Annotated in this window: 14 protein-coding genes and 2 pseudogenes; 4 read left to right on the top strand and 12 right to left on the bottom strand. The window is 59.0% G+C overall.

The genetic code is table 11. From position 1 onward, the window contains the following. The 9 genes from IVA81_RS06565 to IVA81_RS06525 all read right to left on the bottom strand — a co-directional run bounded on the left by IVA81_RS06565 (position 1) and on the right by IVA81_RS06525 (position 6,534). Positions 1 to 276, bottom strand: coding sequence for a flagellar biosynthetic protein FliQ (locus IVA81_RS06565; RefSeq protein ID WP_247313963.1), 276 nt, complete (start codon positions 274 to 276; stop codon positions 1 to 3). Positions 277 to 278: 2 nt separating this feature from the next. Beyond that, positions 279 to 944 (bottom strand): type III secretion system export apparatus subunit SctR, encoded by a 666-nt coding sequence (gene sctR / locus IVA81_RS06560; RefSeq protein ID WP_247313961.1) that lies wholly within the window; start codon positions 942 to 944, stop codon positions 279 to 281. Continuing rightward, the gene (sctQ, locus tag IVA81_RS06555; RefSeq protein ID WP_346659146.1) at positions 937 to 1,815 is read right to left on the bottom strand and encodes a type III secretion system cytoplasmic ring protein SctQ; all 879 of its coding nucleotides are present in this window, start codon (positions 1,813 to 1,815) and stop codon (positions 937 to 939) included. Before sctQ ends, sctR begins: the two co-directional genes overlap by 8 nt. Before the next feature lie 233 nt (positions 1,816 to 2,048). Then, positions 2,049 to 2,582: a hypothetical protein gene (locus tag IVA81_RS06550; protein ID WP_247313957.1), complete on the bottom strand. Its 534-nt coding sequence runs from the start codon at positions 2,580 to 2,582 to the stop codon at positions 2,049 to 2,051. After that, positions 2,558 to 3,826 carry a type III secretion system ATPase SctN gene (sctN, locus tag IVA81_RS06545; protein ID WP_276578594.1) on the bottom strand — a complete coding sequence of 423 codons (1,269 nt, stop codon included), beginning with the start codon at positions 3,824 to 3,826 and terminating at the stop codon, positions 2,558 to 2,560. Before sctN ends, IVA81_RS06550 begins: the two co-directional genes overlap by 25 nt. 89 nt (positions 3,827 to 3,915) lie before the next feature. Next, on the bottom strand, positions 3,916 to 4,536 hold the full coding sequence (sctL, locus tag IVA81_RS06540) for a type III secretion system stator protein SctL (protein WP_247313955.1): 621 nt from the start codon (positions 4,534 to 4,536) through the stop codon (positions 3,916 to 3,918). Beyond that, complete coding sequence (locus IVA81_RS06535; RefSeq protein ID WP_247313953.1) at positions 4,533 to 5,165, bottom strand: nodulation protein NolU; 633 nt, start codon at positions 5,163 to 5,165, stop codon at positions 4,533 to 4,535. The genes sctL and IVA81_RS06535 overlap by 4 nt, the downstream gene beginning before the upstream one ends. A 13-nt stretch (positions 5,166 to 5,178) precedes the next feature. Further along, positions 5,179 to 6,045, bottom strand: coding sequence for a type III secretion inner membrane ring lipoprotein SctJ (gene sctJ, locus IVA81_RS06530; protein WP_247313951.1), 867 nt, complete (start codon positions 6,043 to 6,045; stop codon positions 5,179 to 5,181). Between the two features lie 9 nt (positions 6,046 to 6,054). Then, positions 6,055 to 6,534 carry a nodulation protein NolB gene (locus IVA81_RS06525; protein WP_247313949.1) on the bottom strand — a complete coding sequence of 160 codons (480 nt, stop codon included), beginning with the start codon at positions 6,532 to 6,534 and terminating at the stop codon, positions 6,055 to 6,057. Positions 6,535 to 6,719: 185 nt separating this feature from the next. Here IVA81_RS06525 and IVA81_RS06520 point away from each other — a divergent pair, with 185 nt between their 5' ends. Then, a complete protein-coding gene (locus IVA81_RS06520; protein ID WP_247313947.1) occupies positions 6,720 to 7,415 on the top strand; it encodes a nodulation protein NolW in 696 nt (231 codons plus the stop codon). A 455-nt stretch (positions 7,416 to 7,870) separates the two neighbouring features. Here IVA81_RS06520 and IVA81_RS06515 read toward each other — a convergent pair. After that, positions 7,871 to 8,135: pseudogene (locus tag IVA81_RS06515) on the bottom strand (transposase domain-containing protein); the annotation flags it as partial. Here IVA81_RS06515 and IVA81_RS06510 point away from each other — a divergent pair. The 3 genes and pseudogenes from IVA81_RS06510 (at position 8,130) to IVA81_RS06500 (ending at position 10,736) form a co-directional block, all read left to right on the top strand. Further along, positions 8,130 to 8,519 (top strand): ATP-binding protein, encoded by a 390-nt coding sequence (locus tag IVA81_RS06510; protein WP_247313945.1) that lies wholly within the window; start codon positions 8,130 to 8,132, stop codon positions 8,517 to 8,519. The pseudogene IVA81_RS06515 and the gene IVA81_RS06510 overlap by 6 nt on opposite strands. A gap of 607 nt (positions 8,520 to 9,126) precedes the next feature. Next, positions 9,127 to 9,477 (top strand): annotated as a pseudogene (locus tag IVA81_RS06505) (aminodeoxychorismate/anthranilate synthase component II); the annotation flags it as partial. 197 nt (positions 9,478 to 9,674) lie between these two features. Then, positions 9,675 to 10,736 carry a pyridoxal-phosphate dependent enzyme gene (locus tag IVA81_RS06500; RefSeq protein WP_247313943.1) on the top strand — a complete coding sequence of 354 codons (1,062 nt, stop codon included), beginning with the start codon at positions 9,675 to 9,677 and terminating at the stop codon, positions 10,734 to 10,736. 81 nt (positions 10,737 to 10,817) lie between these two features. On the opposite strand, the gene IVA81_RS06495 is transcribed toward IVA81_RS06500, so the two are convergent. Together IVA81_RS06495 and IVA81_RS06490 are read right to left on the bottom strand one after the other, a co-directional pair. Then, positions 10,818 to 11,393: a hypothetical protein gene (locus tag IVA81_RS06495; RefSeq protein ID WP_247313940.1), complete on the bottom strand. Its 576-nt coding sequence runs from the start codon at positions 11,391 to 11,393 to the stop codon at positions 10,818 to 10,820. Between the two features lie 1,288 nt (positions 11,394 to 12,681). Continuing rightward, on the bottom strand, positions 12,682 to 12,953 hold a 272-nt coding region (locus IVA81_RS06490; protein ID WP_247313938.1), incomplete at its 5' end, for a hypothetical protein.

Raw genomic sequence — 12,953 nt, 5'->3', positions numbered from 1 at the left:
CTAGTAGCCCGTCGTGAGCGCGGGAAAATCAGTGAAGATCTGCTTGGCTTGTTCGATGAGCGGGACGCTGAGCACCGGAGAAAACAAAGCTATAATCCCAACAATGACCAAAAGCTTCACAGTCAGTGGCAATGTCTGATCCTGGATCTGCGTTGCCGCCTGGATGATGCCGATGACGGTTTCGGCGACCGCCGCTGCAATGAGCGGAGGCAGAACCCAGGTCATGAAAAGCACCAGTGATCGGCTCATATAAGGGAGAATAGTGGCCTCATCCATGCTCACCCTCCAGGTGTTGTATAGCTCAGCACTAGCCCGTGCATAAGCCGCGACCAGCCGTCAATCGCCACGAATAGAAATAGTTTGAAAGGAACTGAGATCACTGTCGGAGACACCATTGACATGCCCATGGCCATCAGAATGGTCGTTACGATCAAATCGATAGTGATAAACGGAAGGTATAGTAAAAACCCGATTTCGAAGGCACGCTTGAGTTCTGAGATTAGAAAAGATGGGACGAGAATGACAAAATCATCGGCTGTGGCTCTGCCGCGCATCTCTTCCGGCCAGACACGTTCGGTCGAGGACAGGAAGAAGCCTCGCTGTTCTTCATTGGTGAAGTTCTTGAGATAGCCTCGCAGCGGCTCCTGCCCCTCTTTCGCAGCGGCTACCCAATCCTCGAGCGTTTGATAGCGGAGCTGAAGATCGGCGACTCGATTGTAGCTCTGCTCAAAGACGGGGGCGCTCGTGAAGGCGGTGAGCATCAATGCTGCGCCGTATAGAACGATGTTCGGTGGAATCGACTGGGTCCCAAGCGCATTGCGAACGAGGAAGAGAACGACAGATACCTTTACGAACGCCGTCGTCGTGACGACAGCGAAGACCAACAAGCCGAGCGCGGCCGTGACCGCAAGAAGCGGCAGTATTGCTGGTTCAATGTTAGTCATTGCCCGCTAACCCGCCACGCAGTCTAACGCCGAGCTCGTCCCCAATACGTACTATGTCACCACTGCCGATACGTACGCCGTTTGCAAGGATATCGACCGGGCCATCGACCGGCCGGCCAAGTTCGAATACATATCCTTCGCTGATGCTTCTCAAGGCTCCCAGCGTGATGGGCCAGCGGCCGCATTCGAAGACAAGCGAAATCTCAATATCGTCGAGATCGGCTTCCGAAGGCGGCTGCTGTGAACCGGGTAGTGTCGTCATATGCGCATACTCCAGAGGGCGCGGCCGCAAGCGAAACGGTCCGTGCAGGATCAGGCGGTTGCCAGTGACATCTGCCGCGGTCCATAACCGGCCCGCAGTGAGGATGATCTGACCGCGGGCGAATGGCATTACATCCGGCAACAAAGCGTCGCCCTTACGCGTTTTGCGAAGAAGCGAGGCTGACGCCCGGAGGGAACCGATCTCTCCTGCAACTGTAACGGGTAACTGTGCGGAGACCTCACACAACTGTCGCGGCAATTGGCCGAGCAGCTCGCCTAAGGCGCGGAACGCCGGCGGTATCGGTCCATCAAGAGGCGAGAAAAGAAATAGGCGACCTTTGCCACTGACCGGACCGTAGATGATGTCGAGTTCGATATAAGGCCCGTTCTTCTCGGCCTTTCCAACATGAAGGAGTCGCAGTTGCTGCTCTGTCTCAGTCTCCAGGCGCGCGAGCAACGGTTCAAGTGCAAGTTCGAGAACCAGCGAACGACTTGGCTCGGAAAGTAGAACTAGGCCACTCTGTACTGTCGAGATCAAGGCCTCGGCAAGCGCATGCGGCATCGACAACACGAGCGCATCATCGCCGAGGCCCCAAGCGCAATCGAGCATCGACAGAGCCGGAGGCTCCCCCTGCCACACAACTCGTTCCAGTCGCACCGATAGCGGCTTGTCACAAAGATTACTCCGCAAAGAGGCGGAGGGCCGCACGTTTCTGTTGAGCCACGAGACGAGACTCTGCGTTAGACTCTGGCCCGGCTCGTACCTCACGTATGCGTCCGCGCGAGTTGCAGGAGGCGGCTGTACAGGGCAGCGCATTTGCTTCCCAACTGGACTAGCGGTCATCAAATTGAACCGCCCGCCACCGGCGCGGGCAAACCCCTCCCATGGCGAAGCAAGACTTCATCATCAGCCTCTAGCTCGGCTGTTATTTCCGAATGGGTATCGGCCGCACGCCGGACGTCGGTCTCGATCTGTCGCCATTTATGAGTCGCTGCGGAACGCTTCGCCCAGTGCGCACGCCTCTCGGATGCCGCTGTCTCGGCCTGCTTCTGAGCGATACGCGCCTCCTCAAGTGTGCGGCGTTTCGAGGTGATCTCAATCGCGAGCCTCTCAAGGGTGAGCTGGCAATGATCGAGCTCAACGACGGACAAGGTACCGACCGACATCAATTGTTGGTAAACCTCCGCCTGGGCCTCTGTATGATGCTTTTCAGCAATTGCAAGTTCCTGCCATGCGTGCTCCGCGGCCAAGGTCGCGATATGACGCTTGGCTTCCATATTGGACAACTCACTACGAGCACTACGCTCGCGCATATCCTTCACTTGCCGCAAGCTCGAAACGTGTATGCAACTCATGCGGTCAGACGGCACATCCATGTGACGGTTTCCTCAAAAGTGGACGCATCGTTTTCACCTTGGCGTAAAAACTCGCGCAGATCATCGATCGAAGCGACAGCTCGGTCCGTCAGCGGATCGCTGCCTTGCTTGTATTCGCCAACCTTGATCAAAAATTCGGCCTCTGCATGACGGGAGATAAGATCACGGAAGAGGGATGCTGCCTTGCGATGCGGTGCAGATACGACGGCATCCATGACGCGGCTGCGGCTCGACAGTACATCGATGGCGGGGAAATGCGCCCGCGCCGCGAGAGAGCGTGAAAGAACGATATGACCATCGAGAATGCCACGCGTTTCCTCGGCGATTGGATCGCCCGTGCCGTCACCTTCCACAAGCACGGTATAGAAGGCCGTGATTGAGCCACGCTCACTCATACCAGCGCGCTCCAGCAAACCTGGCAACATTGCAAAGACAGAGGGAGGAAAGCCCCGGCGGGTCGGTGGCTCACCGGCAGCAAGCCCGATCTCGCGCATAGCGCGGCTAAATCGCGTCAATGAATCCATCATCAGAACGACGCGCAGCCCTTGTTCGCGAAAATATTCGGCGAGCGCGGTTGCCGTATAAGCACATTGCGCCCGCTCCGTCGCTGAGCGATCGGAGGTCTCAACGACGACGACCGTGCGGCGGAGGGCTGTCTCCCCGAGATGCCGTTCGATGAATTCACGCACTTCGCGTCCACGCTCGCCTATCAGCGCAACCACGGTCACGTCAGCGACCGCGCCTTTTACGATCTGCGACAATAACGTCGACTTGCCGCCACCAGGCTCTCCATAAATGCCGATGCGCTGGCCTTCGCCGCATGTCAGAAGACCATCCAAGGCGCGAACACCGAGCGGCAGAGGGCGATCGATGATGCACCTCGTCATTGGATTTGGCGCTTTGCCGCGCAGCGGACGCGTCTCCACAGCTTTGACTGCGCCCTTGCCATCGAGGGGACGGCCGAAGCTGTCGATCACCCGGCCAAGCAAATTGGGGCCGACCGGCACTTCGTGCATTCGGCCAGTGGCAACGACTTCTGCGCGGCCGGACATGCCTTGCAGGTCACCGATCGGCGTCAGCAACACGCCGTCCTGCAAGAGACCGATCACCTCGGCCTCAAGCGACCATCCCGTGCGCGGATCCTTGAGCACACAAACTTCTCCAATACGAGCATCCGGCAAAACTGCATGGATCAACGTGCCGATCGCCCGCGTGATCCGCCCGCGTACGACACGCGTGTCCACATGCCTTGCCGTAGTTCGCAGACGAGCCAGCGCCGCGTGCAGAGTCCCATCTCCATCAGGACAGCTATGGTCTGGTCTCGGCGCCGTCACTATTCGCCTGCCTCATGATCCAACCCAAAGCCCAAACGCAGTGCGCGGAGCTGCGCGTCAAGTCCGAGATGGATATTGCCAAATTCGCTCCACAGCACGCATTCGTTCGCTGACAGCGCCGGATCCGGAATAATTCGGACCGCCGGCCGGTCCTCCCGTCCGTCGCAGGCAGCAAATTCGCGCGTAAGCACATCAGCATCCATGGGGGACGCATGAAGGGACAGTTTCGCCCCGCCATATCTGTGCGAAATCGTGTGACGAACCGTCCTCACCAACATCTCGCCGGGATCGAAATCGCCCAATAGATCAGTTACGATGTCCATCACGAGCGCTGACAGTTCCTGCTCCAAACGGACCCTTCGTCGTGCCACTTCCGAGGCAGCCTGCGCGACCAGCTGTGCCATTTCCTCGGCGCCGGCCCTCACCCCCTCGGCATGGCCGCGCGCACGCTCCTTCTGATAAGCTCTGCGCGCCCAGCCGCGAACCCGCTTCAGATTGCGCTCGGCTACGGCACGCGCCTCGAGGGCGCTCTGCCAAATCTCGAGATCCCTCGCCGCTATGAGTGGCCCAAGCGGGCGGATGTGCGGAGCGACGGGCGGCGCAGTTTCGTCGGCTGTCATCCCGCTGGGGCCTCCCTCGCCAATTGGGCCAACACCGGCGAAAACAATTGACCCGCGGCATCGCGGTGTTCAGTCGCAGGATTGTCGGCGGCCGTTCCGACAGCTAGGCGTAGAAGCACGCGGCGGCAATCAAGCGTTGGCGCTTCATCGAGCCAAGCGCCGAGGCAGGCATGTCCATCGTCTTCAATCTCTAGCGCGAGTTGTTGAGGATCAGCAATTAATCTGGTCGAAACCGCATGCGCTGCATGTCGGATCCCGAAAGCCTGCACCTCGGTGCCGACGCGCTCGACCAGAACGGCGACATCGTGCTTTGAAATCAGCCTTGTCAGCGAACGGGCATGCCAAATGCCGCCGGCGAGCAGGGCAGCCCTGCTCGGATCATGCCCGAGGAGAAGGTCTGGCCCGAAGTCACTTCCGTTCAAGCCCATTTCATCTTCAAGCAGCAACGCTGGCAGTCTTATCTGCAGCCTAGGACTCTTCTGCAGTCGCACCAACGTCGCGGCCGAGAGGTTCGCGTCAAGTCGCGCGGCAAGGCGGGTCGGATGAATCGTGGCAGCAAGCTTACGAATACCTACAGAGGCTAATTTCAGCAGATCATGCCGCTCGGCAGACGGATTCGGTCTCGTCATGTCGGATACCACACTACGCCGCATTAGGCTTAGTCGCTTTGCGAATCATCTCGATAGCAGAGACACCCGAGCGCCCACCAACAGCGCTAACTTTCTGAGATGATTGCCTGCGCTGACGCCCACGAGCGCTCAGCAAGACGCAGGATAGCACGCCGAATACAGACCCGCCGAGACCCATGCCAACCGCAACCAATGGCGTTGAAATGACTCCAGATGCTTGGGCGAAACCAGCCGCAGCCGCCGGTCGCGGCTCTAGTGCGGGCCGCTCGACTGAGACGAAAACAACAGCCACCTTGTCATAGGATAAGCCCTCGATGCTGTTGGCGACGAGCATTTTAATCTGCGGCAGCAAGATTGAGAGATTTGCCCTCGAGTCATGCCGGATGAAAACCGACGCCGAAGATGGCGTGGTGTCACGTCGCAACAGGTCGTTCTTTGGCAGAACAACGTGGACGCGCGCCGAGAGGACACCATCGATATCACTGATCGTGCGAGATAATTCCTCGCTCAGCGCATAGACGTAACGGGCGCGCTCCTCGATTGGCGAAGCAATCAGACCCGCCGCGCTGAACACTTCGCCGAGACTCTTGAAAGCGTGGCGCGGCAACCCTTCGCCATTCAGCAGGTCGATTGCGGAAGCAATCTGAGTCTGCTCGACCTGGATCGTGATAGTCCCGTCCTTAGCAGCAACGCGGAGCGCATCGACCCCGTTCTTGAGGAGGACCGCAAGCATCTCATTGGCCTCACGCTCTTGAACTTTCGTGTAGAGATCGGCTTTGCAACCAACCAGGGCAAGCAGGAGCGGCAGCAGAGCCAGAAGTTGAAGCCGCTTGCGGAATGGGCGCGCCTCACCGCTTTCGCGATAGATTAAACCAATCATTCGCCCCACTCAGCCCGCCGATATCAGCTTGTTCAGAGATGAACCGAGGCTACCGATGCCATTTGAAATGAGTGTTACCTGGATGACGCTGTCAGAAACACCCTTCAGATTCGCCAACATCGCCTCGAAGTCACCCGCGCCACTGGGGGCGCCCGGCACACCTGCTTCCGCTTTGCCCGGTTGCAGCAAAAGGGGCCCCGACGCCGGCCCGGTCTCCGCACCTTTTGGAACTGCATTGACCGGATACATCGCAGAAAGATTCTGGAGGATGCGATCGCCCAGCGGGCTCGCCTGTGTTGTTGCACGCGATAGCTCGGAAGTCGGCGGAACGGCCGCCGCTTCCGTTACTGGAGGCGCAAGGTCTTGAACCGAAGCCGCCTGCAAGAGACTCTGCTGAAATTGGACCTGCTCGTCGACCACTGTTGCCGAACAGGCCTTGGACAGGCCTTCTAGATTGTGAGAAATCGGCGCAGCGCCTAACATCATCATGGAAAGACTCGCTCTCATCGAGATGTGATACGACCAGCCGTTCAAGCCGATTAGCGGCTTAATGTCCTAGACAGGCCAGCTGACGACAAGCTGACGAGTTCGCCCGCACATCGTCATCTAAAGATCACGTTTCGCGTTCACGTACCAAACGTACTCCTGTTAGTTTAAGTCAAAGAGAACCAAGAATGCTCATCCGATCCATAATCCCGCACGTTTTGAACGGAGTTCTGTGTGTCGCCGTTTTCGTTTCCGGCGGAATACAGATCGCGCGCGGCGCTCCCCTGTCGCTGCCCTCGACCCCTTACCGGTATACGGTTCTGGATCAGGAGCTTTCTGCCGCCCTGCAGGAATTCGGCAACAACCTCAATATTAAAGTCGCCATCAGCGCCGAGGTGAAGGGTCGGATTCGCGGGCACATGCCGGACCTGCCACCGCGCGAGTTCCTTGACCATCTGACTCAGCTCTACAATCTTCAATGGTATTACGATGGGCTCGTGCTTTACGTCTCTACCGCAAAGGAAGCGCAAACTCGTCTGCTTCTCCTAACTTCAATCAGCTGCGACGCGCTCAAGGCAACCCTCGATGCGCTCGCCATTTCCGACGAACGCTACATCATGAGATCAGCTCCGGGAGATGGCCTAGTCCTTGCGTCCGGTCCACCACGCTTCATCGCACTCGTGGATCAGACGCTCAATGGTCTTGTGGCGGAGGCGCAGGCGCGACCTCGCTCCGTCGAGATGCCGTCCCGGGAATCTGTGCTGATGTTATATCGCGGCACCTCCGCGACGGTCGTTCGGGATGGGCGAACTGAAGGCCCGTACTCTTCAGACATGCCGCGCCAGGAGGGTGCCTTGCCTGCGCGAGGGCCGGCCCCAAGATGATACTGAGACGAGCTTGTTTTCGAATTCCTGTTAGCCGCGCTCCTCAATGAGTCCGTTGCGCGGGTCGTGCAGGGAGCCTGGACCGATCGTCCCGATCAGACGCCGTACAGGCATGCGAGACGTGCGTCTCGTAAATCGACTCCAGACCCACAAGAATTGCCGTTGCACCACCTTGTGTTCCAGTATGGGGATGGCCGGTCGCCGTCCGTGCCATGCGCCTAGGCTTAAGTGTCGTTGCACCGGCAGCGCGATGCTCCGGCCGGATTTGGTCCAAGCCAAGAAGTGCGGCCCCCTTCCGATGAGAGGCCTCGGGCAACCATTCACATCCATGAAGTGATGCAGTGAGATCTGCACCTGCGGTGTACGCATACGACGAAGACCTCATTGACGATGCGCGCGGCATGGCGAGCTCTATGATAGCGTTGGTGAAGGGCAGGCGACCTGCTGATCTGGCGGGCTGCGGCTTGGCGCGGGAGCTTCCATTCCCAGGGCAGCAGTTCGTGCAGACGTGATGCGGGAAGATCAGCGATAGGGGCGAGAACGCCGGCGAGCCAGGCCTTGGGATCGACTTCGTTGAGGCGACAGGTCGTAATCATCGTCAGCATGATGGCGGCACGGTCAGCGCCACCTGGCTGCCGGCGAAGGTCCAGTTGCGCCTTCCCAAGACGATGCCTCAGCACAATTGTTGGTCAAGCGGATCCTGCCATCGTCGACGTGCCTACAGCGGCACGCACAGTACTGTCGGGCGCTATCATTGCCGCCAACCCTGGTGGAGATCCGTGCATCTCATTCGGCGGTCTGCGCGCGGATCGCGCGATCAGCGCGGAGGTCATCGCGCGGCTGCAGCCGCTGGGTGTACAGGCGGCGCTGGCAGCCATGGAAGCGCGCGGGCGTGAACACGCCGACAAGCTGCGTCAGCTCGAGTTGACTCTGGAGCAGGCCCGCTACGAGGCAACTCGCGCTCGTCGGCGATACGAGGCTGTCGATCCGAACAATCGCCTTGTTGCCGGCGAGCTGGAGCGGCGCTGGAACGAACGCCTGGTCGCTGTCCGCGAGCTTGAGGACGAGCGCGAGACGTTGCTGGCTACGCCGGAGATGACGTAGATTGAAGAAAGCGGATTCTTGTTTCTTGTATTCACGTTCGCGCGGAAAAGGTGGATTCTTTTTCGCAATGGTCTGACCGGTTTGGCATTCCCTTCATTATGTTATCACGAGACAAGGCGAGCGCATCGAGACAGCGCTTTGATGCACTGCATGAACTCGCACACGTTTTACTTCATCGGAAGGTGACACAAGAGCATCTAAACAACCGCACGACTTATAAGATCTTGGAGAAGCATGCTGACCAGTTTGCAAGCTTTATGCTGCTTCCTGAGCGTGACTTCCTAGACGAGCTATACGCCCCAACATTGGATGGGCATGCTCAGTCTTAAGGAGAGATGGGGCGTTTCGGTCGGTGCAATGATAATGCGCTGCAAGTCGCTCGACATCTTGGATGATTTGTCGGCCAAGCGCTTATGGATGAATTACGCACGGCGCCGATGGCGCAAAGGTGAACCATTGACGGCAAAGTGGAAAATGAATCGCCTCACCTCATTCGGCGCGGCTTCGAAATGTTGCGTGAAGCTAATATCCAATCCATTACCGACATCAAAAACGCTCTGCCATTCCCTCTGGAGGACTTAGAGGAATTGGCAGACCTTGAACCGCCGGCATCTGCCTCGGACATCAGTGTATTTGGAGCGTTTTCGGCGGACGCGTCGTGCGCGCAGGTCTGCATGGACGGGCCTCGCATATTACCCATGACGGCCGGGGGCGCTTCACAGGACTCCCGTCCCCACTTTGCGTCGGCCGCTACCATTCTCTTGTCGTCGAGTTCGACGAGGTCTGCTCGCGGGATCTCATGGTGACAGCGCGTTCGGAAGAGGGCGAGGTCATGGCTCTCGCACATCGTTATAAACCAACTTACGGCCTGCCGTTTCACCCCGAATCCATACTTACGCAACGATGGCACGTGCTGCTCACAGACTTCTTACGGCTCGCAGAGACTTCCTGCCGATAAAACTCCCAGATCATTGCGCAGATGCGCAATTTAAACTTGCGGAGGCGGACGCGAGCACGAAAAGGGCCTCCGCGAGAAGCGCGCGATCGAAGTCGTCGAGGGTGGTGCTCGCAGGTACAGCTGGTTATGATCGGCGGAAACAGTTGCTGTGCAACGCTCCGGCAGCAGCCGTCACCTGTAGCGGGCAAGATCAACGCATGAACAGCACCTCTTCTTCACCAGTCAATGAGATCGCAGCCGAGCTTGGCGGCCTCGATCCCGCATACGCGCCGACGCCACTCCTGAACCTTCCGGCGCTGGCGGAGCGGCTCGGAGTGGCGCAGGTGCTAGCGAAAGACGAGGGCCGCCGCATGCTCGGCAGCTTCAAGTCGCTTGGTGGCACCTATGCCGGGTTGCGCGCGCTCGCCCGGGCCTCGCGCATGCAGGTGGCCGACCTTCTCGCGGCCCGACCTAAGGGGCAGCCGACCCTGGTCTGCGCCAGTGACGGTAATCACGGGCTCGCGGTAGCTGCCGCCGCGCGCTTTGCCGGGGCGCCCGCCCGCGTGTTCCTGCACGAGGGCGTGCCGAACGCGCGCGCGCGCCGCATCGAGAATCAGGGTGCCGCGATCGTGTGGGTGCCGGGCACCTACGACAATGCAGTTGATGCGGCCGCAGCCGCGGCCTGCCAAGGCGGCGGCATTCTTGTCGCCGACACGACCGACGATCCGAACGACCCCATCGTTTGCGACGTCATGGCGGGATACGGCGTCACGGCGGCGGAAATCCGCGATCAGGTGGATTTCGCCGGCCATGGGCGTCCGACACACGTCTTTATACAAGCTGGTGTCGGCGGACTCGCCGCTGCCATCGCCGAGGGCTTCTCGGGCTGGCTGGCACCTCCGGGATGCATCGTGACGGTCGAGCCGGAAACCGCCGCGTGTCTTGCGCCCGCGCTCGCGGCCGGTCGCCCGATTCGGGTGATGGGCGATCTCCGAACATCCGCGGAGATGCTCTCCTGCGGCCAGGCGAGTGCGCCCGCCGTTGCGGTGCTCAGGCGTCACGGCGCTCGGGCCATCACCGTGCCCGAGGCGGAATTAGTGGATGCTGTTCGCGTACTCTCCGCCCATGATGGCCTCGCCACCACGCCGTCCGGTGCAGCGGGCCTGGCGGGTGCCATGGCTGCCCTAGCAGACCCGAGCCATACAAGCGATCTCGGACTCGACCGGTCGAGCCGCATTCTCGTCCTCCTCACCGAACGCGCCTGGGAGGACCGAACGTGAGCACCGCGATCTTCGCTCCTAGTTCGACTTGCTTCCTCTCAGTGACGCCATGTCTGGCAGGCTCGAGGCTTCATGATTGGATCATCGGCGGTCCGTCTCCGGCTCGGGAACCAGCGGCGCGCCCCCGACGGAAACCGGCCCTTCTGGTTTAGGCGGGCGAGTGGCTCTAGTCGGCGTAGTCGGCTTTGAAGCGGCCTGGGCTGCTGGCGGACGAATATCTGCAGGAAGAGGCGCAGCAATGTTCTGCAGAGACTCAATTCTTGAGGTCAGGGCTGCGATTTGATCTAACATCCGTTTCAAATCGGCTTGCTGCGCATCGATGTTGCGGTTAAGCGCTGAAATCTCCTCGCTCACCTCCTGTTGCCCCGACCGAATCTCCGAAAGGGCCGCCTTGTCTTCAGGTGACAACGCCGGCATTGGGACGACTTCACGTGCCGCTGACGCCTCGATCATTCGGTCGATATGGGGCCAGTAAAATGCACCCCCAACGCATAGCCCGATGAAGACGGCGACAAATCCAAAAACCCACGGCAGGCGTCTTGATGACTTCTGCAAGACGGGCGGCAACTCCGAACCGTTCGCTTGATCAATCACATCCATCATTCTTTCTCTCGATCTATAATGGCTCTCGTTGCCGCGATAGTAGATGACGGTCAAGAGCGTCCATGCGAAAGTAATTGGTCATGCGCAGAAAGATATCGGGAAAGATCATGCCGCTTCAGCGTCCAACACGACTCTACTCGTTCAACGAATCGATGTTTTACCGCGCCAAAAGGCACTCGGCGCATTAACGCTGCACAGGCAATGAAAAAACGCACGATACGATCGCGGCCATAGCTCTCGCGATGGCGCGGGCTCCTCCGCACTGGCGGCAATCTGCGGGGCGCATTGTCGAAAGATAAACAAGCACGCTCGCAGAAGGCCAGAAGGCGGGCTCAGCTAGCTTTTCAGATCAACTCTGCGCCCGAATGGATGGCTTTAGGCAACGTTAAGCTAGCCGATTGAGAGATGACGAATCGCGATCTATAAGAACGGGCGTTATCTGCGCGAGTCTAACAGCGAGCCATTTGACCAGGATCATGAGCCAGGAGCCACGGCTCCCTACGCCGGAATTTACCGGTGCATGGGCTGGCATCGCGAGATCGGCATCGCAGCGGGCCACGTCTTACCGCCACAAGGACATCATACGCACGCGGTGCATTTTTCAAGCTGACCACCCGACAGTTCGCAGACTTACTCGGAAATACAAGGAATATTGATTTTTGACGACTGAGTGGGCTTATCTTTTCGACTTTGCAAGCCTAACAGCCTGCATTGAACGCGGCGGCAATTTCGCGGCGAGCTTAGAGCAAGCGCATCAGGTGTCAGCCGTTTCATAATTGCGATGGAGTTGGCGGGGAATTCGTCGGAATGCGTGGACTTCTGATCGTTTTTGTGGCGCTTATAATAGTGTTGGCAGCACGCGGCCGGCACCAAGATGGTTTTGTGCCGCGGCTGACCGCGTCCCTGCCGCCAGTCAACGTGCCCTAGTCTTATGATCGTGGTCGAGTAGCTCGGCCATTCGGCTTTGCCCTCACAGATCCGGGCGGGCGGCTTTCCCGCACCCGGCTCTTCCCGGGGGTAACCCGCGTCATATCCGCGCCTGTGCCCAAGTGCGAGTGATGCGTGGAACGAGCAGACGGAAGCTGCCGTCAGGGTGTCGAACTCGGACCAGCCCATGCGCCGACTTTTCTGGCTCCGCCGTCTCAGACAACGCAGCCAGGTCCGACGTACTTCGCGGTAGAAGCCGTTGAGCGCTGGATAATCGTGCGGCCTGCCATAGTAGCCATAATGCCCACGCAGAACGGCGGCGAACCGCTTATGCTGTGTGTGTGTGTTTCGGCATGGATGCCGATAAGGCTCCCGATCCAACGCCGATTGACAAGCGGCCTCCTAGGCCTTGTGCTCACGCGAGATCTTCTGTCGTCGCTTTCTTCCAATCATCCTTACGCTCTCCGGTGAGGCGATTTACTTCTGTTCTCGCACCATTGGATAGATAAAAATGACCTGGACAGGCAGTACCGCGCTCGGCCAAATCGGTTCTGTTTTGTGACAACAGCCGCTTTTTCACCGTTGTGAATCGTAAGCGCGAAGCCGATACCCTTGCTTCAGAATTCGAATGAACGTGCGAAGAAGCCTCCGGCTCTGGACGGAGGTTTGGGATGGGATTGGACAGCA

This window comes from Bradyrhizobium sp. 141 (assembly GCF_023074055.1).
Classification (GTDB): Bacteria; Pseudomonadota; Alphaproteobacteria; order Rhizobiales; family Xanthobacteraceae; genus Bradyrhizobium.
The sequence above is the reverse complement of the archived record's forward strand: the minus strand, read 5'-3'. Positions and strand labels throughout refer to the sequence as shown.